23 protein-coding genes are annotated in these 23,845 nt (G+C 64.5%); 15 read left to right on the plus strand and 8 right to left on the minus strand.

Annotation, left to right across the window (positions count from 1 at the left end):
* Positions 1-29: 29 nt before the first annotated feature.
* The 8 genes from ykgO (at position 30) to HF690_RS00345 (ending at position 5,464) form a co-directional block, all read left to right on the plus strand.
* The gene (ykgO, locus tag HF690_RS00310) at positions 30-155 is read left to right on the plus strand and encodes a type B 50S ribosomal protein L36 (protein WP_008215056.1); all 126 of its coding nucleotides are present in this window, start codon (positions 30-32) and stop codon (positions 153-155) included.
* Positions 156-329: 174 nt separating this feature from the next.
* A complete protein-coding gene (locus tag HF690_RS00315) occupies positions 330-671 on the plus strand; it encodes a hypothetical protein (protein WP_113064942.1) in 342 nt (113 codons plus the stop codon).
* 7 nt (positions 672-678) lie between these two features.
* Positions 679-1,719: an agmatine deiminase family protein gene (locus HF690_RS00320; protein WP_168608068.1), complete on the plus strand. Its 1,041-nt coding sequence runs from the start codon at positions 679-681 to the stop codon at positions 1,717-1,719.
* A gap of 38 nt (positions 1,720-1,757) precedes the next feature.
* Positions 1,758-2,285, plus strand: coding sequence for a YbhB/YbcL family Raf kinase inhibitor-like protein (locus HF690_RS00325; protein WP_168608069.1), 528 nt, complete (start codon positions 1,758-1,760; stop codon positions 2,283-2,285).
* Between the two features lie 80 nt (positions 2,286-2,365).
* Positions 2,366-3,253 carry a carbon-nitrogen hydrolase gene (locus HF690_RS00330; RefSeq protein ID WP_113064944.1) on the plus strand — a complete coding sequence of 296 codons (888 nt, stop codon included), beginning with the start codon at positions 2,366-2,368 and terminating at the stop codon, positions 3,251-3,253.
* Positions 3,254-3,337: 84 nt separating this feature from the next.
* Positions 3,338-4,573 (plus strand): TraB/GumN family protein, encoded by a 1,236-nt coding sequence (locus HF690_RS00335; RefSeq protein ID WP_113064945.1) that lies wholly within the window; start codon positions 3,338-3,340, stop codon positions 4,571-4,573.
* A gap of 159 nt (positions 4,574-4,732) precedes the next feature.
* Positions 4,733-5,068 carry a c-type cytochrome gene (locus tag HF690_RS00340; RefSeq protein ID WP_113065107.1) on the plus strand — a complete coding sequence of 112 codons (336 nt, stop codon included), beginning with the start codon at positions 4,733-4,735 and terminating at the stop codon, positions 5,066-5,068.
* 24 nt (positions 5,069-5,092) lie between these two features.
* Positions 5,093-5,464 carry a c-type cytochrome gene (locus tag HF690_RS00345; RefSeq protein ID WP_113064946.1) on the plus strand — a complete coding sequence of 124 codons (372 nt, stop codon included), beginning with the start codon at positions 5,093-5,095 and terminating at the stop codon, positions 5,462-5,464.
* 84 nt (positions 5,465-5,548) lie between these two features.
* On the opposite strand, the gene HF690_RS00350 is transcribed toward HF690_RS00345, so the two are convergent.
* Positions 5,549-6,157: an NfuA family Fe-S biogenesis protein gene (locus HF690_RS00350; RefSeq protein WP_168608070.1), complete on the minus strand. Its 609-nt coding sequence runs from the start codon at positions 6,155-6,157 to the stop codon at positions 5,549-5,551.
* Positions 6,158-6,296: 139 nt separating this feature from the next.
* On the opposite strand from HF690_RS00350, the gene HF690_RS00355 reads away from it, so the two are divergent.
* Positions 6,297-6,632 carry a 4a-hydroxytetrahydrobiopterin dehydratase gene (locus HF690_RS00355; protein ID WP_113064947.1) on the plus strand — a complete coding sequence of 112 codons (336 nt, stop codon included), beginning with the start codon at positions 6,297-6,299 and terminating at the stop codon, positions 6,630-6,632.
* A gap of 1 nt (position 6,633) precedes the next feature.
* On the opposite strand, the gene HF690_RS00360 is transcribed toward HF690_RS00355, so the two are convergent.
* Complete coding sequence (locus tag HF690_RS00360) at positions 6,634-7,614, minus strand: RluA family pseudouridine synthase (RefSeq protein WP_113064948.1); 981 nt, start codon at positions 7,612-7,614, stop codon at positions 6,634-6,636.
* A 343-nt stretch (positions 7,615-7,957) separates the two neighbouring features.
* Here HF690_RS00360 and HF690_RS00365 point away from each other — a divergent pair, with 343 nt between their 5' ends.
* Entirely contained in the window at positions 7,958-11,260 is a 3,303-nt protein-coding gene (locus HF690_RS00365) for an Rne/Rng family ribonuclease (protein ID WP_168608071.1), read from the plus strand.
* Positions 11,261-11,472: 212 nt separating this feature from the next.
* The gene (locus tag HF690_RS00370) at positions 11,473-12,447 is read left to right on the plus strand and encodes an oxygenase MpaB family protein (protein ID WP_193568344.1); all 975 of its coding nucleotides are present in this window, start codon (positions 11,473-11,475) and stop codon (positions 12,445-12,447) included.
* Here HF690_RS00370 and thpR read toward each other — a convergent pair.
* Both thpR and HF690_RS00380 read right to left on the minus strand, forming a co-directional pair.
* A complete protein-coding gene (gene thpR / locus HF690_RS00375; RefSeq protein ID WP_168608072.1) occupies positions 12,408-12,983 on the minus strand; it encodes an RNA 2',3'-cyclic phosphodiesterase in 576 nt (191 codons plus the stop codon). The genes HF690_RS00370 and thpR overlap by 40 nt on opposite strands.
* A 71-nt stretch (positions 12,984-13,054) precedes the next feature.
* The gene (locus HF690_RS00380) at positions 13,055-13,642 is read right to left on the minus strand and encodes an OmpA family protein (protein WP_113064951.1); all 588 of its coding nucleotides are present in this window, start codon (positions 13,640-13,642) and stop codon (positions 13,055-13,057) included.
* Positions 13,643-13,926: 284 nt separating this feature from the next.
* Here HF690_RS00380 and HF690_RS00385 point away from each other — a divergent pair, with 284 nt between their 5' ends.
* Complete coding sequence (locus HF690_RS00385; protein WP_193568345.1) at positions 13,927-15,504, plus strand: FMN-binding glutamate synthase family protein; 1,578 nt, start codon at positions 13,927-13,929, stop codon at positions 15,502-15,504.
* Between the two features lies 1 nt (position 15,505).
* Here the strand turns inward: HF690_RS00385 and HF690_RS00390 are convergent, their stop codons facing one another.
* Genes HF690_RS00390 through HF690_RS00400 form a run of 3 tightly spaced genes read right to left on the minus strand, consistent with a single transcriptional unit; the run spans position 15,506 to position 18,890 of the window.
* Positions 15,506-17,062, minus strand: a complete 1,557-nt coding sequence (locus HF690_RS00390; protein ID WP_168608073.1) for a protein adenylyltransferase SelO — start codon at positions 17,060-17,062, stop codon at positions 15,506-15,508.
* 53 nt (positions 17,063-17,115) lie between these two features.
* Positions 17,116-17,817, minus strand: coding sequence for a pseudouridine synthase (locus HF690_RS00395; protein WP_168608074.1), 702 nt, complete (start codon positions 17,815-17,817; stop codon positions 17,116-17,118).
* The gene (locus HF690_RS00400; protein ID WP_168608502.1) at positions 17,814-18,890 is read right to left on the minus strand and encodes a class I SAM-dependent methyltransferase; all 1,077 of its coding nucleotides are present in this window, start codon (positions 18,888-18,890) and stop codon (positions 17,814-17,816) included. The genes HF690_RS00395 and HF690_RS00400 overlap by 4 nt, the downstream gene beginning before the upstream one ends.
* Positions 18,891-19,034: 144 nt before the next feature.
* On the opposite strand from HF690_RS00400, the gene HF690_RS00405 reads away from it, so the two are divergent.
* Both HF690_RS00405 and HF690_RS00410 read left to right on the plus strand, forming a co-directional pair.
* Positions 19,035-20,429, plus strand: coding sequence for an NfeD family protein (locus tag HF690_RS00405; RefSeq protein WP_168608075.1), 1,395 nt, complete (start codon positions 19,035-19,037; stop codon positions 20,427-20,429).
* A gap of 51 nt (positions 20,430-20,480) precedes the next feature.
* On the plus strand, positions 20,481-21,239 hold the full coding sequence (locus HF690_RS00410; RefSeq protein ID WP_113064956.1) for a slipin family protein: 759 nt from the start codon (positions 20,481-20,483) through the stop codon (positions 21,237-21,239).
* Between the two features lie 10 nt (positions 21,240-21,249).
* Here the strand turns inward: HF690_RS00410 and HF690_RS00415 are convergent, their stop codons facing one another.
* Complete coding sequence (locus tag HF690_RS00415) at positions 21,250-22,293, minus strand: sulfotransferase family protein (RefSeq protein WP_338042860.1); 1,044 nt, start codon at positions 22,291-22,293, stop codon at positions 21,250-21,252.
* Positions 22,294-22,351: 58 nt separating this feature from the next.
* Here HF690_RS00415 and HF690_RS00420 point away from each other — a divergent pair, with 58 nt between their 5' ends.
* Complete coding sequence (locus tag HF690_RS00420) at positions 22,352-23,839, plus strand: S10 family peptidase (protein WP_168608077.1); 1,488 nt, start codon at positions 22,352-22,354, stop codon at positions 23,837-23,839.
* Positions 23,840-23,845 lie beyond the last annotated feature (6 nt).

Genomic DNA, 23,845 nt, shown 5'->3' on the forward strand with positions numbered 1-23,845 from the left:
CGCGTTAAGCACATTTTCGGGAGTTTGCCGTGAAGGTTCTGTCCTCGCTCAAGTCTGCCAAGCAGCGCCACCGCGACTGCAAGGTCGTGCGTCGTCGCGGCAAGGTGTTCGTGATCTGCAAGAGCAATCCGCGTTTCAAGGCGCGTCAGCGCTGATCGCGGCACTGCTGCACAGGCACAGATGAAGGGTCGCCGTTGGCGGCCCTTTTTCGTATCCGCCACCCGCTGTGTGCGCCGTCATGAAAACCGCGTCGCACCATGGATAAGGCGAAGTACATCTGCTACAACATGAACGTTGGCGCCGTGGCGCATTCGTGCGGAGTTTCATCCATGTCCAAACATCTTGTTTCCCTGCCCGCTCTGGCCCTGGCGCTGGTGATCGGCGCGGCCGTCGGCGCCCCTGCGCATGCCGACAATCTGTTGGTCCATCGCGTGCAGAAAGAAAGCACCATGAACATGCCCACGCGCGGCATGACGATGGCGCAGGTCGAGCACAAGTTCGGCGCGCCGCAGCGCAAGCTGGATTCGCGGGGCGGCGACACCCCCAAGCACCCGGTCATTCATCGCTGGGAATATCCGGGCTACATCGTCTATTTCGAGCGCAGCCACGTGATCCACAGCGTGCTGAACACGCCGGCGGGCAACAACAAGCACCCGCAGAACACGCACTGACCGAAACATGACCCCGACTCGAACCGTACTGCCTGCGGAATGGGAACCGCAGGCAGCGATCCTGATCGCCTGGCCACATGCCGGCACCGACTGGGCGTCTCGTCTCAGCCAGGTGGAACGGACTTATGTCGCGCTGGTCGCGGCTATCGTCCGTTTCCAGCACGCCGTGATCTGCGTGCCCGATGCCGAGCTCGAGCATGAGGTGCGTCGCCACCTGGAAACTGCCGAGGTCGACCTGCAGCGCGTACGCTTCGTGCAGCGTTCGTACGACGACACCTGGCTGCGCGATTCCGGCCCCATCACGCTGCGCACGCCCGAGGGTTTCCGTCTACTGGACTTCCGTTTCACCGGCTGGGGCGGCAAGTTCGAGGCCAGCCGCGACGACGAGCTGGTGAGCGGCCTGGTCGAAGCCGGCGTCTTCGTGGAAGCCGAACACCGCCGCATCGACTGGGCACTGGAAGGCGGTGCCATCGAGAGCGACGGCGCGGGCAGCATCCTGACCACCTGGCGCTGCCTGCATCAGCGTCATCCGCAGCAAACGCGCGAAGCCATCACGGCCATGCTGACCGAGTCGCTCGCCGCCGACAGGGTCTTGTGGCTGGAGCACGGCTATCTGCAGGGCGACGACACCGATGCCCACATCGATACGCTGGCGCGGTTCGCACCCGGCGACGCCATTGTCTATCAGCACTGCGACGATGTCTCCGATCCGCATCATGCGGAACTGGAGCTCATGCGCCGCGAACTGGAGGCGCTACGCACTCGCGATGGCGCGCCCTATCGTCTGCATGCCCTGCCCTGGGCCGCGCCGGTGGTCGACGACGGGCGGCGCCTGGCGGCGTCGTACGCCAACTATCTGGTTCTGAACGATGCCGTGCTGGCCCCGGCCTACGACGACCCCTCCGATGAGGTTGCCGCGGCGGTGCTGGCCGCGGCTCATCCGGGGCGGCGCGTGGTGCAGATTCCCTGTCGACCCTTGATCTGGCAAAACGGCAGTCTGCACTGCGTGACCATGCAACTGCCCGCCGGCCTGCTGGCATCCGCCTGACGCACGGAACGAGGAAAACCCGAATGGAGGCGCGCATCATGATCCGGCTCGTTCTCGTTGTTCTCCTCCTGACTGTCGCCATCTCGGCGCAGGCCGGTTCCAGCTTTACCGTGACTGTCGACGCCGGCGACGGTCACGGTCATGTGCGACGGCATTTCGTGTATCCGGCCTGCGGGGGCGACAACGTCTCACCGCGCGTACATTGGACGCACGCCCCACACGGCGCCCGGGGATTCGCCCTGACCGTGTTCGATCCGGACGCCAATCACGGCAAGGGCTGGTGGCACTGGTTCGTGATCGACCTGCCTGCGACGGCGACCGCACTGCAGGAAGGCGCCTCGCCCCGGGCGCCCGCGCACAGTCTACGCAACGATTTCGGCACACGCGGCTGGGGCGGTCCATGCCCGCCGGTCGGCGACGGCCCGCATCACTATGTGTTCACGCTGTACGCGCTGGACACAGCCACGCTCGGACTGCCCGCCAACGTTACGCCGGCCGCCGCACTCGAGGCCGTTCACGCACACACGCTGCGTCGCGCCAGCACGACCTTCGTCTACGCACGCTGAACAATCGGCCTTCGGGGCATGCCTCGATGCCCCATCGCCGCTAGACTTGGCGACTGCCCTTCACCGTTCCAGGACATCGCATGGCCCGCATGCTGAAAACCGCACTGCTGCAGGAAACCGACCGAGGTAGCCGCGACGCCAACCTCGACGCCATTGAATCGGGGCTTCGCGAAGCCGCGGCGCAGGGCGTCCAGCTGGTGCTGCTGCAGGAACTGCACAACGGCCCGTATTTCTGCCAGAGCGAGAATGTCGACATCTTCGACCTGGCCGAATCCATTCCCGGTCCGAGCACGGAACGGCTGGCAGCGCTGGCCGCGGAACTCGGGCTCGTCGTGGTCGCCTCGCTGTTCGAGCGACGGGCGGCCGGTCTCTACCACAACACTGCCGTGGTGTTCGATCGCGACCGAGGGATGATCGGACGCTACCGCAAGATGCATATCCCCGACGATCCCGGATTCTATGAGAAGTTCTACTTCACACCGGGCGACCTGGGCTTCGACCCCATCGATACGTCGGTCGGTCGGCTCGGTGTGCTGGTGTGCTGGGATCAGTGGTATCCGGAAGCGGCGCGGCTGATGGCACTGGCCGGTGCGGAGCTGCTGCTCTACCCCACCGCGATCGGCTGGGATCCGGCCGACGACGCCGCCGAGAAGGAGCGCCAGCGCGAAGCCTGGATCACCGTGCAGCGCGGCCACGCCGTCGCCAACGGTCTGCCGCTGCTCGCCTGCAACCGTACCGGCTTCGAGGCGGACCCGAGCGGCCAGGGCCGTGGCATCCAGTTCTGGGGATCGAGTTTCGTTGCGGGTCCGCAGGGCGAGTTCCTGACCCAGGCCGGCCGTGATGCACGCGAGTTGCTGATCGCCGAGATCGACATGACCCGCAGCGAGGACGTCCGCCGCATCTGGCCGTTCCTGCGCGACCGTCGCATCGACGCCTACGCTGACCTGCTGAAGCGTTTCCGCGACTGATTCCACGCTCGCTGGAGCCGGCGTGGGTTGTCCTGCGCGCCGGACGCCCCCATGCTCGAACCGTTGCCCGCCCGATCCGAATTCATGAACGATACCGTCGCATCCCTTCCCTCTAGCGAAACGCCCGACGCCCTCGACGGCCAGCCGATCGAACGCGTCACGCGTGACGGCGTCGAATACGTGATCCTGGGTACCGCTCACGTTTCCCGCGCCAGCGTAGCGGCGGTCGAGGCGCTGTGCGAACGCGAAACCTTCGACGCCATTGCCGTGGAACTGTGCGACAGCCGCGCCCGCAGCATGCTCGACCCGGATGCATTCAAGCGCATGGACCTGTTCCAGGTCATCCGTCAGGGCAAGACCGGCATGGTCGCCGCCAGCCTGGTGCTGGGTTCGTTCCAGAAGCGACTGGCCGAACAGTACGGGATCGAGCCGGGCGCGGAGATGAAAGCCGCGATGCAGTGCGCTGACCGCGACGGACAACCGCTGTGGACTGTCGACCGCGACGTCGGCCTGACCCTGAAGCGCGCCTGGCGCTCGCTGGGCTTCCGCGAAAAGTTCGGTGTGCTGATGAGTCTGGTCGGCAGCCTGTTCGAACGCGAGGACATCGCCGAGCACGAGATCGAGAAGCTCAAGTCCGGTGACATGCTGGAAGGCGCGTTCAGCGAATTCGCAAAATCCTCGGAAGGGCTCTACAACGGATTGATTGCCGAGCGCGACGCGTTCATGGCGGCGCGTCTTCGCGAGCAGGCTGCGCAGGCGCCCGATGCACGCAAGGTATTGGTCGTCATCGGCGCGGGGCATCTGAAGGGTTTGTGCACGCACCTCGCCGAACAGAACGATGATCCAGGCACGCGCATCGCCGAACTCGAGCGCATGCCGCCGGCCGCGCGCTGGCCGCGCTATCTCGGTTTCGGCCTGGTGCTGGCCATCTTCATCGCCATCGGCTTCGCCTTCCACCGCAGCACGGCGCTGGGCACCGATGCCCTGCTGACCTGGGTGCTGTGCACCGGTCTGCTCGGCGCAACCGGCGCCATTATCGCCAGAGGCCATCCATTGTCCGTGCTCACTTCGTTCATCGCCGCACCGCTGAAGCCGATCCGCATGGCCATTCCGGCCGGGGCTATCGGCGCACTGACCGAGGTCTGGTTGCGCAAGCCGCAGGTCAGCGACTTCGAGGGCATGCGCGACGACATCGGCCACTGGCGCGGCTGGTGGCGCAACCGCGTGGTGCGGGTGTTCCTGCTATTCACGCTGGTCAATATCGGCACCGTGATCGGCGAATACATCGCGGGCGTGCACATCATCCACAGCCTGCTCTGAACCCGGAGCAATCTGGCGCAACCAGCCGCATTGAACAAAAAAAACCAGCACTGACATGGACATGGCGCGCTTGTCATCAGGCGTTCAGGACACGCTATACTTAACGCTTCGCCTATCTATCAACCGGCCCGCTGGGCCGCAGACAGCTGGATGACCTTGATGACGCGACTGCCTCTGCTCGCCCTCGTCGCCGCAGCGTCGGTGCTGGGCCTGAACACCGCTCACGCGGCCAATGCCACCCAGGGCGACGCAGCCCACGGCAAGACCTTGGTCTACACCTGCGCCGGCTGCCACGGCATCCCCGGTTACGAGAACGCGTACCCGAACTACCGCGTGCCGAAGATCGCCGGTCAGCATCAGCAATACATCATCGATGCCCTGCATGCCTATCGCGACGGTGACCGCAGTCACCCGACCATGCACGCCCAGGCCAGCAGCCTGAGCGAGCAGGACATCCACGACATTGCCGCCTACCTGTCGAGTCTGGCCAAGTAAGCCGCAACGGAGCGAGAACACAGCATGAAGAGCGTGATCACCCTATCCCTCCTCGTCGCCGTCCTGGCGCTGAGTGCTCCCGCCGCCCATGCCGACGGCAACGCCGCTGCAGGCATGAAGAAAGCCACCAGCTGCTTCGCGTGCCACGGCAAGGATGGCCAGTCCATCGCGCCGAACTATCCGCGCCTGGCCGGCCAGTACCAGAACTACATGGAACAGGCGTTGCACGAGTACAAGAGCGGTCAGCGCAAGAACGCCATCATGAAGGGCATGGCCGCGCAGCTGTCCGAGCAGGACATCAAGGATGTGACGGCCTACTTCTCATCGCTGCCGAGCAAACTCAGCACGCTGAAGTACCACATCCAGGGCGCCAAGGAGATGGGCGCGAGCAACTGACGCGTATCCCCTTTCACACATGAAAAAACCCGGCCTGCGCCGGGTTTTTTCATGTCTCCTGTGCGGGAGTCGCGCGACCCAGCATCAGGACACGGCCGACGCGCCCTTGCGACCCTCGTAATACGGATTCTCGCCGCTGCTGTGATCGGTTGCATCGCGCACGGCGGTGATCTCGGGCACCTGCTCACGCAGGGTCTTCTCGATACCGTTCTTCAGCGTCACGTCGACCATGCCGCATCCGTGGCAGCCACCGCCGAACTGCAGCACCACCACGCCGTCGGCGGTGACTTCGAGCAGTGAGACACGACCTCCATGCGAAGCGATCTGCGGATTGATCGTAGCCTCGATCACGTAACGCACACGCTCGACGATGCCGGCTTCCTCACTGGGTACCTCGCCCTTGATCCTGGGCGCACGGATGTTCAGCAGGCCGCCCGTGGCGTCGGGCTCGAAATCGATCGATGCACCCTCCAGCCAGGACACGCTGTCGCCGTCCACATGCACTTCGAAACCGTGGCACTCGACCGTCCACTCATCGCCGCGCAACTCGCTCGGCTCGCAGAATTCCAGTTCGCAGCTGGCTGCGGGCGTACCGCCCTTTTCCACGCGAAGACGGATGCCCAACCCCTCGATCTGCTGCTGGGCAATCAACTTGCGGAAGTGGTCCTGGGCGCGTTCGGAGATCTCGATCATCTTGCATCCACGCGGCGCGACGCCGCTCGTTCGAATCAGAACCATTTTAGTACGATTTGATGGATGCGTCTGCGCCTTTGACAATCACAAGCGCAGCCCCGACGCTTCACGCCTTTACCCTGTCCGAAGGAGAACCGGCATGAACTTCAACGAACTGGCCCTCGCGCACTGCGAACCGCAGAAAGGCCGACAAGCGCTGGACCACGACACCGTCGCGGCAATGCTCGCTGAAGTGCCTGGCTGGACGCGCACCGAGGATGGCAAGGCCATCGTCAAGGATTTCCCGTTTCCGGATTTCCGTCACACGCTGGGCTTCATCAACGCGGTCGGCTTCATGGCCAACCAGGAAGACCACCATCCCGACCTCGAAGCCGGTTATGGCCACTGCCAGATCCTGTGGTCCACGCACGACGTCGACGGCCTGTCCCTGAACGACTTCATCTGCGCAGCGCGCGTCGAAGCGCTGCTGCGTTGATTCAGCTTTTTCCGCGCTGGCGCTTGACGCCGACGCGTGCCGGCAAGGCATCCAGCACGGCGCGCAGATCGTCCGGCAACGGCGCGGAAAAACTGTAGGCGCGCTCATTCAGCTCGAACTCGAAGTGTGCGGCGTGCAGGAACAGGCGGTTCAGTCCCTTCGCCTTCAGGCGCTGGTTGGCTTCCCGATCACCGTATTTCGGATCGCCCGCGACCGGATGCCCGGCATGCGCGGCGTGCACGCGAATCTGGTGCGTCCGACCGGTATCGATCGTGACCTGCATCAGACTGGCGTCGGCATAGCGCTCGACCTCGCGGAAGAACGTCAGCGCCGGCTTGCCGTCGTCGGCCACGCGCACCATCCGCTCGCCCCCCTGCAGCGCGAACTTGCGAAGTGGCGCATTGACGTCGAATTTCGCCCGTCCCGGCCGGCCGGTGAGCAGCGCCAGGTACTGCTTGGTGGTCTGCCCCTCACGGATCAACGCCTGCAGCCCGGTCAGGCCGGCACGGCTTCGTGCCAGCACGAGAACACCACTGGTATCCCGGTCGAGCCGGTGAACGAGTTCGATCGACTCCTGTGGCCGCGCAGCACGCAGCAGTTCGATCACACCGAAATCGACGCCGCTTCCGCCATGGCTGGCCACTCCCGAAGGCTTGTCGATGACGAGGAAGTGCTTGTCCTCGAAGATCACCCGCTCGTTCAGTTCGCGCGCCCGCCCCTCCGGCGGCGCCCCCGCGCCGCGCTCGGCCGTGCGCACAGGGGGAACCCGGAGCGTATCACCTGCATTGAGACGCGTGTCCGGCTTGACCCGTTTGCCATTCACGCGCACCTGCCCTTTGCGAACCAGTCGATAGATCAGGCTCCGCGGCACCCCCTTGAGCAGGGCCGCCAGGGCGTTGTCGACGCGCTGACCGTCACGATCGGCGCCAATTTCAAGATTTTGCACGCCGTTGGAGCGCTCGGACGGGCTTGCCGTATGCATTGCTAAGTTCCAGATTCAAAAGCTATACTGCCGATGCGTTGGACCGGTCCGGAAGCCTTCATCTCCGGTTCCGGCGACCGTCCGTCACGGCGGTGAAATCTGCCCCGGTCGCGTCCATATCGGCGATCGAAGGCCTGTTCCCGTCATCGTAACGGTTCGGCTCGTGGTTTGTCCGCTGCTTTGACGGCGCTGGCAGCCCCTTCGCAAGGCCCCATGTATCACTTCGGAGCACCGGACACGCTTCGAACCCATCACGCACCTCGCAGAGGCGCGATCCCCGGCAGGCCGCCCCATGGCGCCGCCGCGGCGCGCGGCCCCGCGGGATGCCAAGGAACTACTACAAATGAAACGCATGTTGATCAACGCAACTCAGCGTGAAGAGTTGCGCGTGGCCATCGTCGATGGTCAGAACCTGTACGACCTCGACATCGAGATTCCCTCCCGCGAGCAGAAGAAGGCCAACATCTACAAGGGCCGCATCACTCGCGTCGAACCCTCCCTCGAAGCCTGCTTCATCGACTACGGCGCCGAACGCCACGGCTTCCTGCCGCTGAAGGAAGTATCCCGCGAGTACTTCCCCGACGGGGCCGACCCGCACAAGAGCGGCATCCGCAACCTGCTCAAGGAAGGCCAGGAACTGATCGTCCAGGTCGAGAAGGAAGAGCGCGGCAACAAGGGCGCGGCCCTGACCACCTACATCAGCCTGGCCGGCCGCTACATGGTGCTGATGCCGAACAATCCGAAGGCCGGCGGCGTCTCCCGACGCATCGAGGGCGAGGATCGCGCCGCGCTGAAGGAAGCTCTGGAACATCTGGAAGTGCCCGACTCCATGGGCCTGATCGTGCGCACGGCCGGCATGGGCCGCAGCGCCGAGGAACTGCAGTGGGATCTCGACTACCTGCTGCAGCTGTGGAAGTCCGTGTCCACCGCTGGCGCGTCGAAAAAGGCTCCGTTCCTGATCTATCAGGAATCGCGTCTGTTCATCCGCGCCCTGCGCGACTATCTGCGCGGCGACATCGGCGAGATCCTCATCGACGAACCGGCGATGTACGACGAAGCGCATGAGTTCATGCAGCAAGTCATGCCCAATTCGTTGCGCAAGCTGAAGCTGTACCAGGACACGACCCCGCTGTTCTCGCGCTTCCAGATCGAGACGCAGATCGAGAGCGCGTTCGATCGCACCGTACGCCTGCCGGCTGGCGGCTCCATCGTCATCGACCCGACCGAGGCGCTGACCTCGATCGACATCAACTCGGCGCGCGCCACCAAGGGCAGCGACATCGAGGAAACCGCGTTCAACACAAACTGCGAGGCGGCGGTCGAGATTGCCCGTCAGCTGCGCATCCGTGACGCCGGCGGCCTGATCGTGATCGATTTCATCGACATGGACAGCCCCAAGCATCAACGCGAGGTCGAGGAAACACTGAAGGATGCGCTGAAGCAGGACCGCGCCCGCGTGCAGGTCGGCCGCATCTCGCGCTTCGGCTTGCTGGAGATGTCGCGCCAGCGCCTGCGTCCGAGCCTGGGCGAATCGACCAAGATCGTCTGCCCGCGCTGCGACGGCCACGGCCATATCCGCAGCGTCGAATCGCTGTCGCTGTCGGCCCTGCGTCTGGTCGAAGAGCACGCCATGAAGGAGAACACCGGACAGGTGCTGATTCAGGCACCGACGCCGGTGGCCAACTTCCTGCTCAACGAGAAGCGCGCCAGCGTGGTCGAGATCGAGATGCGCCACAAGGTGCACGTGGTCATCGTCGCCGACGACAAGCTGCGCACCCCGCACCTGGAAATCACCCGCATCCGCGAAGTGGACATGGGCGAGCACACCAAGCCCAGCTACGCGCGCCTGACCGAGGTCGAGGCCGAGCCGCTGCGCAAGATGGGCCAGGCGCTGGGCAGCACCGAGGAACCTTTGGTCAGCCGCATCGCCCACGCAACGCCTGCACCGACCCCGGTCCAGGTCGAAGCCACCCGCGCCGAGGCTCCCGTCGCCGCACGCCCTGGACTGCTCAAGCGCCTGTTCGGTTTCCTCTCCGCAGGCGAGGCCGTCGAGGACAAGGCTGACGAGACGAGCAAGAAGAAGCCGCGTTCGAGCGAATCGCGCGACGAGCGTGGCCGCAATCGCGGCGAGCGCAAGAGCGGCTCCGATGCACGCCGCCAGAGCAACGACCGCCGAAGCGGTTCGTCTTCCCGCAACAACCGCTCGCAGCGTGGAGAAAGCGCTACACGTGGCGAAGGCACGCGCAGCGAGAAGAGTTCGCGTTCGAGCCGCGGTGGCAAGTCCGGTTCCGGGCGCGGCAATCGCAACAACGAACGCGGCAGCGATGCGAAGTCACCCGCGCGCACCAACGCCGAGCCGTCTTCGCGCATCAAGCGTGGCGGCGAAAAGCCGACGGATGGCGCACAATCGTCCGATGACGTCACCAAGCGTACGCAGCAAACGGCACCGCAAACGACCACGGTCGCTTCGGCCGCCGCGCCTGCCGCCGCACCGAAGCAGGACGGCTCCACCGGCACCACAGCTCCGGAGACGAATGCACCCGCCGATAGCGATGCCAAGAGCAGCAACCAGCGTCGTCGCCGCGGTCGTCGTGGCGGTCGTCGCCGCCGCCGCAATACCGGTGGTGAGGCTTCGGCGAACGCGCCGACGAACGCCACCGAGAAATCCGGCAACGATTCGGCACCGAACGCCGGTTCCGACTCGACGGCGAACAGCGGCCGTGATTCCCGCGCCGAATCCGCGGGCAAGAGTCGCGAAAAGGAGCCTTCACAGGCTACGTCGGGCAACGAAAAGCGGTCCACGAGCCCCGCTGCGCCAGCACCTTCCGTCTCGGACACGCCGCAGCGCAAGGAAGCCGCATCCAATCCGGCCTCCGAACCGAAGAAGCGGGTGGAATCTTCGGAATCCACTACTACAGCTGCGCAGCCGAACACCGAGAAGCGTGCCCCGGCGCCCTCGCCTTCGGCTCCGCGTAATCCGCCGGCTTCGGCTTCAACCGGGCAGTCACCGGTAAGCAACGCTTCGCCGTCGACCACACCGTCTTCGACCGAACACAAAGCGACGGCTCCGGCCAAACCGGAAACGCCGCCTTCTGCTCCGGCCAAGGCGATCGACAAGGGTACGCCAGCGCCGGCTCCTGCTGCAGCGGCCCCGAAGCCGGCACCGGCACCGGAACCCGCTTCCAGCGCGGCAGCTCCGGCATTGCACTCGTCGGCCCCGAACAAGCCGCAATCGCCTCGCCCGCCCGCTTCGACGCCTGCGTCGGCCGCTCCGGCACCGGCACCGGCAGCAGCATCCCAGATGCCGTCCGGCAAGGAAGAACGTGCGAGTGCACCGCGTCCGGCACAAAACCCGGCCCCGGTCTCGACGGCCTCTGCACCCGTTGCTCCATCGTCCCGCCCGACTGCCCAGGCACCGAAGCCGAGCCCGTCCGAGCCAGTCCGCAGCACGGCCTCGCCCAAGGAGTCGGTCGCCAAGCCTGCCGAGCCGAGCACCCCGGCGAAGGTTCCCGCACAGGAGCGCATGCCGTTCCCGCCTCCTGCACGGGAAAAGCCGACCTCGAGCGAGCCGAAGCAGGCACCCGCACCCGCTCCGAAACCCACGAGCGACGCTGCCGGCAAACCGGGTTCCGACGACACGCCCTGAGCGATCGTCACCGGCCCCGGCGAGACCGGTTCGAAAACCCGGCGCGCATTGGCGTGCCGGGTTTTTTCATGCCCGCATAACACTGCATGCCTCGACGAACGGCTGTTCGCAACGACCAAGCACTGACAAGAACGGAATCAGCCGCCGCAGCCATGCCGCGACAGCGCACCTGCGGATACGGCACAATCGATATCCCTACCCATTCTCGAGCCATGGCCACTCATCGCCCCATCCCCTCCCTGCACAGACCGGTTCGCGACTGGGTGCTGAAGGCCTTTCCCCGCAACCCGGAAAGCGGGATCGATTACAGCAACCCGCAAGGTGATCCCGGGCTGTTCGGCCCCGATTCGGTGACATGGCGCATCCACGCGGATTTCCCCGGCATGCTCTCCGGCGGCTTGTGTGCATTGATGCTGCAGACGTTGCACCCACGCGCGCTGGCCGCCATCTGGGACCATTCGAACTTCCGCCAGGATCTTGTCGGACGCCTTCGTCGCACCACGACCTTCGTCGGCGGCACCACGTACGCGCCGCGCGACCTCGCACAAGGCATGATCGACCGGGTACGCCACATTCATGACGCCATCGCGGGATACACCGCAGACGGAAAACCCTACGCGGCTTCCGAGCCCCACCTGCTGACCTGGGTGCATGTCACCGAGGCCTACGCCTTCCTGCAGGGATTTCGGCGTTACAGCCGACTGTCCGTGCCAACGCCGATCGCGGACAGGTACTACGACGAAGTGCGCCGCATCGCCGAGGCACTGGGCGCTTCGCAGGTACCCGCCAGCGAGCGGGACGTCCTTAACTACATGCAGGAGATCCAGCCGGAGCTGCGGTTCGATGAACGGTCGCGTGAAGTGCTGCGCGTACTCGCGAGCATCCGCCTTCCCGTACCCGCAGCCGGACTTTCGCGGGAACTGTTTCTGCATGCAGGCGCCGCGCTGCTGCCCGGCTGGGCCGTTTCGCTCATGCAGCGCACTCCGGTTCAACGCATGAAGGCACGTGTTGCGTCGCGCACGCTGTACGCGATGGCCCCGGTGTTCCGCAGCGCTCTGCGCGATGGCGTGGCCTCGCAATCATGCCTGCGCATGAACCGTACACCGGACATCCTGCGCGAATTCCCCCCTGGGAACGATGCTGTACGTCAGGAATCTTCCAGCGAGAACGTGCGCACGACGCGATAACCTGCAGCGTTCCCGAGCACGCCATGCATCAAGGAAAACCGATCCACGCGCCAGTGCACTGGTGACGTCAGCGTGCCTGTTCGCGGCGGGGCAGGACGACGGAGAATCGTCACATGCGGAACAAATGAAGTTGAGTCCGTCTTGAGTTTGAAACTATGGGTTTGAAGCCGTTCGCAAAGATGCGCATGCAGTTGTTGCAAGGGCTGCGGGCACGTCGTGCATCCGAGCCACAGGACTTCATCGCCGAAATGACCGACCCGGTCCAGATCCAGCACGAAGCCCGGCATACGGACCTGCTCGGCGGCAAGCACGGCCTGCCCGATCTCGTGCTCCGGCCTGTCGGCATATCGACCTAGATAGGCCAGCGTGAGGTGATAGCGAGTCGAAGCTATGCGCCGCTCGCCCTTCCGCTCGCGACCGCCCAGTACCCTCGAAGCGGCTCCGAACAGATCTGCGCGGATGTCCGGCTGCGGCCAGAGCGCGAAGAAGAGACTATGCGCCATACCGGTCATGGTCTCATAGGGCACCTGCAGCATGATTCATCGCACATACGAAAACGCCCCGGCCGCCATGCGGTCCGGGGCGTTCTCCAGACATTCAACGCGTCTTACGACGTCTGACTACCGGCGAAGTCGATCACCAGCGAGACACGACGGTTGTTGGAACCCGCGTCGTGCGTCTTGCCCGGCTCGACCTGACGGTTGGTCGCTTCGCCGTAGCTGACCGCACGCACCTGATCGGCGTTCATGCCTGCGTCGTTAACGAGGTAATTACGCACGGCTTCGGCGCGCTTCATGCCGAGCTTCTTGTTGTACGCGGCCGAACCGGCCGGATCGGTGAAGCCTTCGACCGTGACCACAGCATCGGAGTGATGCGCGTTCATGACCTTGGCGAACTGATCCAGCATCGCCTTGTCGCTGTCCTTGAGATCGGACTTGTTGAAGTCGAAGTGCGCGACGGTATCGACGCTGATGCGGCCTTCCATCGCGGTGATGCGGGTGTCGTACTGCGCAAGCTTCTGCTGCATATCCTGCGACAGCGAGGTGATCTGCTGCTGCAGGTCCTGATCCTTCGCCTGCAAGCGCTGGATCGCGGCGTCGAAGTCGGTCTTCTTCACGTAGTTCGTGCATCCGCCCAACGCGAGCGTAGCCACTGCGACAGCCATACACAGGCTCTTGTAGTTCTTGAACATCATGGAATCCTCGTTGGCCTCAAGAAAAGCACCAGCGCGCAACGGGCGCGACCGATGACGGGTTAACAAACTACTGCATATTCAGGTTCAGGGCCAAAGATTTCATGACATGAGATTTCAGCACCGTTCAGACAGCTTTTCACTGCCGCAGACCTTGTGTGACCTGGTCCGCGAAGACGCAACGTGAACACTTGCGGCGAAGCCAACTGGATGCTTGGGAGCGCACCTCGCTACACTGGAAAGATTGCGGGACGCATCCATCCGAATACGACGACGGGAGTCGCATCATGCTGCGCATCACCTTCTATGTTCTCTCGCTGCTGTCGCTGGCAGCGATCGGCCTGCTCGGCCCTTCCCATCCCGGCGCCTACTATTTCCTGATTCCGATCGTCCCCCTGATCGGAGTCGGCCTGCATGACATCTTCATCGCGCACCAGAACGTGCTCAGCAACTATCCGGTAATCGGGCACCTGCGCTACATCATGGAATTCATCAGTCCGGAAATCCGGCAGTATTTCCTGGAAAGCGACAAGAGCGGCCGCCCGTATACCCGCCAGCAGCGTGGACTCATCAAGGCGCGCGCGTACGGCGGCGAAGCCGTCCATCCTTTCGGCAGCGAATACGACGTGGACGAGAGCGGCTACAACCTGGCGCTGCATTCGCTGGCCGTGAAAACTGTCCCCGAGGCCGAGGCGCGCGTAACTATCGGCGGCCCGCAGTGCAGCAAGCCCTATCACAGCTCACGGCTGAACATTTCGGCGATGAGCTTCGGGGCCTTGAGCAGCCACGCTGTGCTGGCCATGAACAAAGGAGCCAAGCTCGGCGGCTTCGCCCAGGACACCGGCGAAGGCGGTCTGACGCCGTATCACCTGAAGCACGGTGCGGACGTGATCTGGGAAATCGGTTCCGGCTACTTCGGCTGCCGCACCCGGGACGGCCGCTTCGACGACGAGCAGTTCCGCAAGAAAGCCTGCCAGGATCCGATCAAGATGATCGAGATCAAGCTCTCGCAGGGCGCCAAGCCCAGCCATGGCGGCGTGTTGCCGGGACCGAAGGTGAATGCCGAGATCGCGGCAATCCGCGGCGTGCCGGAAGGCAAGGATTGCGTATCGCCCGCAGCGCATCCGGAGTTCGACTCGCCGCGTGGCCTGCTGGAGTTCGTCAAGCGTCTGCGTGAACTGAGCGACGGACGTCCCGTCGGATTCAAGCTCTGCCTGGGGCGGCGAAGCGAGTTCCTGAGCATCTGCAAGGCCATGGTGGAAACCGGCATCCTGCCGGACTTCATCACTGTCGATGGCGCCGAGGGCGGCACGGGTGCCGCGCCGGTCGAATACTCGGATCGTCTTGGGCTGGTGATCGACGAAGCACTCCCCTATGTACACAACGCCCTGGTCGGATGCGGCCTGCGCGACAAGATCCGCCTGATTGCCAGCGGCAAGATCGTGGACGGCTTCGACATGGCACAGAAGATCGCGATCGGTGCCGACCTGTGCAACGTGGCGCGCCCGATGATGTTCGCGGTCGGCTGCATCCAGGCACAGCGCTGCCATACCAACACCTGCCCGACCGGCGTCGCCACGCAGGACATGCGCCGCGCGCGCGCCATCAAGATCGATGCGCGAGCGGTGAACGTGCAGCGCTATCACGCCGCCACCATCCGCAGCTTCCTCGACATCACCGGCTCGCTGGGCGCCGCCACTCCCTCCGAACTCGGACCCGAGTATTTCATGCAGCGGCTGCCGAATCAGGAGCCCTACAGCTATGCCGAGATGTATCCTGCACTGGAAGAAAAGTCGCTGCTCGGCGACAACGTACCGGAGCGTTTTGCCCGCGACTGGGCCCTGGCCAGCGCCGACCGTTTCTGAGTCAGGAACTGCACGACAGCATCGAGCAGCCCGCGCGCTGCGCCGCCCAGTCGGGGCGACGCGCGGCATATTCGTCACGACCAGGCTGCTCGACATACGGCTGCCGCAGCACATCCAGCAGGTTCTCCAGCGTCTGAAGATCCCCCTGTTCGGCTCGCTCGATGGCCTGATGCGCAAGATAGTTGCGCGGGACGTAGCAGGGGTTGGCGGCCTGCATCCGCTGTCGCCTCGTGTCTGCGTCCAGCGCATCCGCATCGATGCGTTTGGCGTACCGGACCAGCCAATTGCGTAACGGCTCCTCGTATTCCGCACGCAGCGCGCTGTCGTAGAAGGCGCCCTCCAGCGATTCCATGGACGGCCTGCGCACATCGATGTCGATCAGGCTACGGAACGTCCGCGTCATGTCCATCTGCGCCTGCTGCATCAACGCATGAAGTTCCTGTAGCAGCGGCAGATCGTCGTCGCGGAACTGATCCAGTCCCAGTTTCCGGGCATGACTCGAACGGCTTTCACGCTCCAGCGTGTCGGCGTAATGCTGCAGTCCCTTCTGCAAGGCTTCGTCGTCACCGACCACTGGAGACAACGCTGCGGCCAGACAGCCAAGGTTCCAGTAGGCCACGTTCGGCTGCTGGCCGAACCGGTAGCGACGGCGCTGCGCATCCGTGGTGTTCGGTGTCCAGTCCGGGTCGTAGGGTTCGATCCAGCCGTAGGGGCCGTAGTCGATGGTCAGGCCGAGCACGGACATGTTGTCGGTGTTCATCACGCCATGGACGAAACCGACGCGCATCCATGCCGCGATCATGCGGGCGGTACGCGCACAGATCTCCGTGAACCACTCGGCCCGACGCGCCCGGCCGTGACCGGACAATTCCGGGAAGTCGCGATCAATGGTGAATTCGACCAGTTGTTCGAGCAAGCGCGTATCGCCACGCGAGGCCGGCAATTCGAAATGGCCGAAACGAAGCAGCGACGGCGCCATGCGGCAGACGATCGCGCCCGGTTCCGCCTGCGGATGACCGTCGTAGAACATGTCGCGCACGACCTGCTCGCCGGTGCCGACCAGGCACAGCGCCCGCGTGGTCGGTACACCCAGGTGATGCATCGCCTCGCTGCACAGATACTCGCGCAAGGACGAACGCAGCACCGCGCGCCCATCCGCGCCGCGCGAATACGGCGTGCGACCGGAGCCTTTCAGCTGCAGCTCCCAGCGCGCTCCCTGCGCATTCACGACCTCGCCCAGGGTGATGGCGCGACCGTCGCCCAGTTGTCCCGCCCAATGACCGAATTGATGGCCGCCGTAGTTGCCGGCGAACGGTTGTGCGCCCTCGACTGGCTCGCGGCCCGAGAACAAGTCGAGAAATGCCGCATCGATGTCACCGGCATCGAGATCGATCAGAGCGGCAGCTTCCGGCGACCAACTCAGCAACGTCGGTGCAGGCATGGGCACCGGATCGACCAGCGAGTAGACCGCATGCTCGACCGCACGCGGCACATCCCCGCCACCGGATTCCCCCGGCAGCTCACGAACGAAGCGATTGTCGAAATGCAGTTTGCGCATGCGGCTCTGGCGTTTCCGTATCGACCCCCTGCACCCGTTCAGGACGCGAGGCATCACGTCTTGAAGATGGTGTCGATCTCGGTGCGCTGCAAGACGCGCCAATCCCCCGGTGCCAGATCCTGCAGCCCGAGCCCGCCAATGCGCTCGCGATGCAGCGATTCCACATGATGGCCGCATGCGGCGAACATGCGCCGCACCTGGTGGTATCGACCCTCGGTCAGCACCACACGCGCCTGCCGCGCACCGAGCGCTTCGCAGACAGCGGGCGCCAAGGCCGTCGTCTCCCCCTTCAGCACCAGATCGCCGGCGGCGAAGCGCTCCGCCTCGTCGCCGCGCAAGGGGTCTGTGACCGTCGCCACATAGGTTTTCGGCACATGATGCTTCGGCGAGATGATCCGGTGCAGCAATGCGCCATCGTCGGTCAGCAACAGCAGACCACTGGTGTCGCGATCGAGACGGCCGACGCTGGAAAGCACCGGACGGCGCTGTAGGAAACGCGGCGGCAGCAGATCGTAGACCAACGGCCCGGCATCGTTGTGCGAGCAGGTCACGCCGACGGGCTTGTGCAAGGCGATCACCATGCCTTGCGGCGGATCCAGCGCCTCGCCGTCCACGCGCACCCGATTGTGTTCGACGACATCATCGGCGTACAGGACTTCGCCGTCGACATCGGTGATGCGGCCCGCGCGGAACATCGCCTTGACCTCCTTGCGGCTTCCGTACCCGAGATTGGCAATCATGCGCAGCAGCTTCATCCGCGTGCCCCGCGACGGCCGCGCACGGCCTCGATGACCTTGAAGCCGCCCTGCTCGGCGTGCGTGCGCACAGTCTCGAACTCATGCGCCAGCGTGGCTTCGTAGGGAAGGTGCCGATTGGCCACCAACCACAACGCGCCGCGCGGACGCAGCGCGGAAGCCGCGGTACGGATGAACGCCTGCCCCAGCTCGGGGCGATCTGCGCGTCCCTGATGAAACGGCGGGTTGCTGACGATGAAGTCGTACTCGGCAGGCAGGCCTTGCGTGACGTCGCGCCAATGCACATCCACCTGCGCGGCATGCGCGCTGTCACGGACGGCCCGCTCGATATTGCGACGCGCGGGCTCCAACGCCCGCGCATCGGCCTCGTAGAGGTCCAGCGCCTCGATTTCCTTGGCGCGCTCCAGCAGCATGACCGACAGAAAACCGTAGCCCGCACCGAGATCGGCCACGCGACCATGAATCGAGGCTGGCAGATGCGCAGCCAAAAGCGCCGAGGCCGCATCGATGCGATCCCAGGCGAACAGCCCGGGACGACTGAGAAAGCGTCCATCCAGAATCGGTCGCAACGCATCCAGCGCGCACCATTCCGAAAGCCGTTCCGGGTCGATGTGCGCCTGTGTCAGGTCGCTCCAGAACACGCGGCATTTGCGCCGCGACACGTGATGCACCGTACCGGTCAACTGCTGAAGATCGCGTTCGCCGCTGCGTGCACCACCGGTATTGGGCATGGCCGCCACCACGACACCATCCGGATGGGTGCATTGCACCGCCCGCGCCAGCCACGCGCGCGCCTCGTCGCGCTGCCGCGGCGGCAACAGTACCGTCAATGCGAAACGTTCGCCGTCCAACGTCTCGATGTCACTCGACACGGCGTGACCCTGCTGCTCCAGCTCGCGCGCCAGCGGTTTCAGGTTCTGCACACACTGCCAGTCGTGCGCATCCGGCAAGGTCTCCAGCATTTCCGCGCGCGCGCACAGAAACAGGGCTCGACCGCTCGCCGGCGCGCCGCTGACGCCTTCGCGCAGCGTTTCGGCCAGCGCCAGGGGCGCCGCGTTCTCATTCCGGGGCATGGCGGTCATAGGATGTCCGGGGTTCTGACGTTCCGATATTGAGGTGTGCATTCTAACGGTCCTTATGCACTATCCGATGTGGAATGTGGCAACGATGGCAAAAGCGTCTACCATGGTCACGAGCTTCACGGAGAGGCCCGCCGAATGAAGTACACGCTCTGTCTGATCGCCCTGGTGCTGACCGCGTGCATGACCGGGATCGGCATGCTGGGATCAGCACATGCCGAGAACACGCCGCCCTCCGGCTTCGTGGCGCAAATCGATCTGGATGGGCCGATTGGCCCGGCCGCGGCCGAATACGTCCACGACCGCTTTGCGGAAGCGCGCCGAGACGGTGCTCGGGCGATCATCCTGCGTCTGGATACGCCCGGCGGACTGTCGGCCTCCATGCGCAAGATCATCGCCGACATGCTGGCTTCGGACATTCCCGTGATCGGCTACGTCGCACCGGGTGGCGCGCGTGCCGCATCGGCCGGCACCTACATCCTCTACGCCAGTCATCTCGCCGCGATGGCGCCTGCCACCCATCTGGGCGCGGCCACTCCCGTTTCGCTGGGCGGAAAGACGCCCATGCCCAAACCGCTGCAACCCGGCAAGAAACCGGCTTCTTCCGGCAGTAGCTCCCCCCCGCCCGCCTCCGCCGGCGAGGACGCCGAGAACAACAAGGTGCTCAACGATGCCATCGCCTACATCCGTTCGCTGGCGCAATTGCGCGGCCGCAACGCCGCCTGGGCGGAAAAAGCCGTGCGCGGCGCCGCCACGTTGACCGCCGACGAAGCCGCCAAGCAGAACGTGATCGACTTCGTCGCGCCCGATGTCGCCTCGGTACTGCAGCAGGCCGACGGCCGTCGCGTGCGACTCGGCGAAAAGCAGGTGGTGCTGCATCTGGCCGGCCTGTCTGTGCGCAGCTACGAACCGGGCTGGCGCACCCGTTTTCTGGGCATCATCACCAATCCGACCATTGCCTATCTGCTGCTGATCGCCGGTCTGTACGGACTACTGCTGGAAGCATTCCATCCCGGCGCGCTGTTTCCGGGCATCGCCGGCGCCATCTGCCTGCTCATCGGCCTGTATGCGCTGCAATTGCTACCGGTAAACTATGCCGGACTGGCGCTGATGGCCCTGGGTGTCGGCCTGGTGATTGCCGAGGTGATCACGCCGACCATCGGCGCGTTGGGAGTCGGCGGAGTGATTGCGTTCACGGTGGGGTCGATCATGCTGTTCCACAACGACGTACCCGGTTTCGGCGTCAACATCGGCGTCATCGCCGGTCTGGCCATCTGCGCCATTGTCACGCTGGGCGGCGTGATGTGGCTGCTGCTGCGCTCGCGGAGCGCACGCTCGTTCAGCGGCGACGCGCAACTGGTCGATCACCAGGGCGAGCTGCTCGAACCGCTTCCCGCCGGCGGCGAAGCCTGGGCGCGCATCAACGGCGAACGCTGGCGCGTGCGCAGCGAAAGCGGCACCGAGCTTCCCGACGGCGCCCGTATTCGCGCACGGCGCCGCGACGGACTGATACTGTGGGTCGAGGCCGATTGACGGCACGACCGAGGCCAACCCGGCCAGGACAATCCTCATAAGGAGAATCACATGTTCGGACTAGGTGGAATCATCCTTCTCTTCGTGGTGGTGCTGCTGATCTCGGCGATCAAGGTGCTGCCCGAATACCAGCGCGGCGTGGTGCTGACGCTGGGCCGCTACACCGGCACCAAGGGCCCCGGTCTGGTGATCCTGATCCCGATCATCCAGAGCATGACCCGCGTCGATCTGCGTGTGGGCGTAATGGACGTGCCGCCGCAGGACGTCATTTCGCGCGACAACGTCTCGGTGCGCGTCAACGCGGTGGTCTACTACCGCATCATCGAATCGGACAAGGCCGTGCTGCAGGTGGCTGACTTCTATCAGGCCACCAGCCAGCTTGCGCAGACGCGCCTGCGTTCGGTGCTCGGCCAGCATGAGCTCGACGAAATCCTGTCCGAGCGCGAGTCGATCAACAAGACGCTGCAGAAGATTCTCGACGAGGCCACCGATCCCTGGGGCATCAAGATCACCGACGTCGAGATCAAGGACGTCGACCTCAACGAAACCATGGTCCGCGCCATCGCTCGCCAGGCCGAGGCCGAGCGTGAACGCCGCGCCAAGGTCATCCACGCCGAGGGCGAAATGCAGGCCGCCGAAAAACTGCGCGATGCCGCCACCATGCTGTCCCAGCAACCGCAGGCGCTGCAGCTTCGCTACCTGCAGACCCTGGCCGACATGGCCAGCAGCGGCAAGTCCACCACCATCGCCTTCCCGCTACCGCTGGACCTGATCAAACCGCTGATGTCGGCGCTGGAAAAGAGCCAGTGACAGTCAGAACTCAGGACGCCGCGGCGGGCATGCCTGCCGCGGCGTCGGCGATCCAGGGCAGGTCCGGCTGCCGTTCGGCGATCGAGGCGATGATGTCTTCGTAGTCGTGCAGGTCACGCGCGAGATGCGCCCGCCCACCCGGACCGAACATGTTTTCGAACTTCCTCTCCGGCGGACGCAGCACGCCATCCGTGGAACCGTCCTTCCACGGCTCGTCGTCCAAGTCGGCGATCGGCTTCAACCCTGTTCTCGGATCAGAGGACTTCTGCTCAGGAGGTCCGGGCAAGGCCTGCAAAAACTCACGCACGCGCTGCGTCGACGTGAACAGGCATTCATAGGGCAAAACGGTGTGTCGCGGCCGGCCGGCGAACCGGACATGCTCCTGCGAAGCGCGGTTCCAGCGCCGCACCCAGTACGGCAGACTTCCGGCGAACACATTGTGTCGGCTATAGCGCAGCTGTCCGTCGAGAACTGAAGCCATCACGTCCTCGCCCTTGCGCAGCACGTGCAGGAAATGCGCCTCGGGCACTTCTTTCTCCAGTACGTCCAGATACGCCAGATGATCGGGCGTCTTCTCCACCCAGCATGAGCATCCACGCTCCAAGGCCATCGCGTCGAGAATGCGGCAGAATTCGCGAATGTAGCCTCGGCCGCTGAGTTTTCTGCGGAGACCCGGCACGTCGTCGTAGGCCTTGAAGGCATTGTCCAGACAGCGGCGCATGTCGCCATGCGTCTTGCCCCGCGCAAGACGCAGGCGACGTCGCCACTTCTTCGCTGCACTCCGGTCGTCCTGCAGCCAACGATCGAAATGACCGAGCAGGCGCAGCATGTAGTTGGTCTCGCCGAACGAGAGTACGTCCGGGCGTTCCGCCAGCAACGCCTGAATCACGGTCGTTCCCGATCGAGGGCAGCCGACGACGAAGATCTTCCGGACGGGCGATGAAGCAGTCATGGTCATGAATATCCCGGTAAGACGATGGATTTCAAGGAAATACGTGGCGTTCCCGTTGCTTCCTGCGTCTTTTCCGCAACCATGCGGAAGGACTTCCGACATATGCCGATCGTTCAGGCTTAGGGTACCTTAATCAGTTGGTCCACCGAGAGAACCCACCATGCGTACACGTAGCTTCGCCTTTGCGTTGCTGACGGCATTGCTGTTCGCCCTGCTGTCGACACCGTCCCTGGCAGCCGATGCCGCCAAGAAGAAAGACGGCGACATGCAATTGCCGCCTTTCCCGGCCGATGCCCACACCACCCAGGTCACCCATGTGGCCGGCAAGACGGTCAAGTACACCGTAACGGTCGGCAGCCTTCCGATTCGCAACGACAAGGGCAAGAAGATCGCCGAGGTCATGTACACGGCGTACGTCGTGCCCGGCAAGAACCGACCGGTCACGTTCGCCTTCAACGGCGGTCCGGGCGCCTCTTCGGTGTACCTGAATTTCGGCGCCATCGGCCCGAAGAAGATCCGCTTCGGCGACGAAGGCGACAATCCCTCCGATGCGCCGACCCTGCACGACAATCCGGGCACCTGGCTGGATTTCACCGACCTGGTGTTCATCGACCCGGTCGGTACCGGCTTCAGCCGCTCGCTGGAGTCGCAGAAGCAGACGGTGAAGGATTTCTACAGCACCGATGCGGACATCCACTATCTTTCGCGCATCGTCTACGACTGGCTGATCAAGAACGGCCGCATGACCTCGCGCAAGTACCTGGTCGGCGAGAGCTACGGCGGCTTCCGTGGACCGCGCATCACCGAGTACCTGCAGACGCAGCTCGGCGTGGCGATGAACGGCGTGGTGCTGGTGTCGCCCTACCTCGATCCGAACAGCTACAAGAACGGCGAAGTCTCGCCGCTGCCGTGGATGCTGACCCTGCCCTCGATCACTGCGGCGCACCTCGAGCGCGAAGGCAAGCTGACGCCGCAGGCGATGCAGAAAGTCATCGCCTACACGCGTGGCGAATACGCGCATACGTTGATGCTCGGCCACACCGATCCGGCCGCTCGTGAACGCATGATCCAGCGCGTGACCCAGATGACCGGCCTGGACCCGACCTTCGTCAAGCGTTCCGGCGGCCGCCTGGACACCGGCGCCTATCTGCGCGAAGTGCATCGTAGCCAGGGCAAGCTGGGCAGCGTCTACGATTCCAACCTGACCGGCTGGGACCCGTTCCCGTATGCGCCGGAACAGGAAAGCAACGACCCGATGCTGAACGCGATCATCGCGCCAACCACCGAGGCTATGGTCAACTTCATCACGCGCACGGTCGGCTGGAAGTACGATGGCCGCTACTACGCGCTCAGCTACAAGGTGAACCGCCTGTGGCACAAGGACGACGACGCCGACAGCGGATCGGTCAAGCAATTGCGCGAAGCCGTCGCCAATGACGGCAAGCTGCGCGTGCTGATCGCGCATGGCTGGAACGACCTGTCCTGCCCGTTCATGGGCTCGATCCTGGTCGTCGACCAGATGCCGAAGATGGGCAGCGCCAAGCGCGTGCAAGTACGCGAATACCCGGGCGGACACATGTTCTACACCCGGCCGGACAGCCAGAAAGCGTTCCGCAAGGACGTCAAGGCCCTGTTCGAGGCGCGCTGAGCGCCC

The organism is Oleiagrimonas citrea (genome assembly GCF_012395255.1).
In the GTDB taxonomy this organism is placed as follows: Bacteria; Pseudomonadota; Gammaproteobacteria; order Xanthomonadales; family Rhodanobacteraceae; genus Oleiagrimonas; species Oleiagrimonas citrea.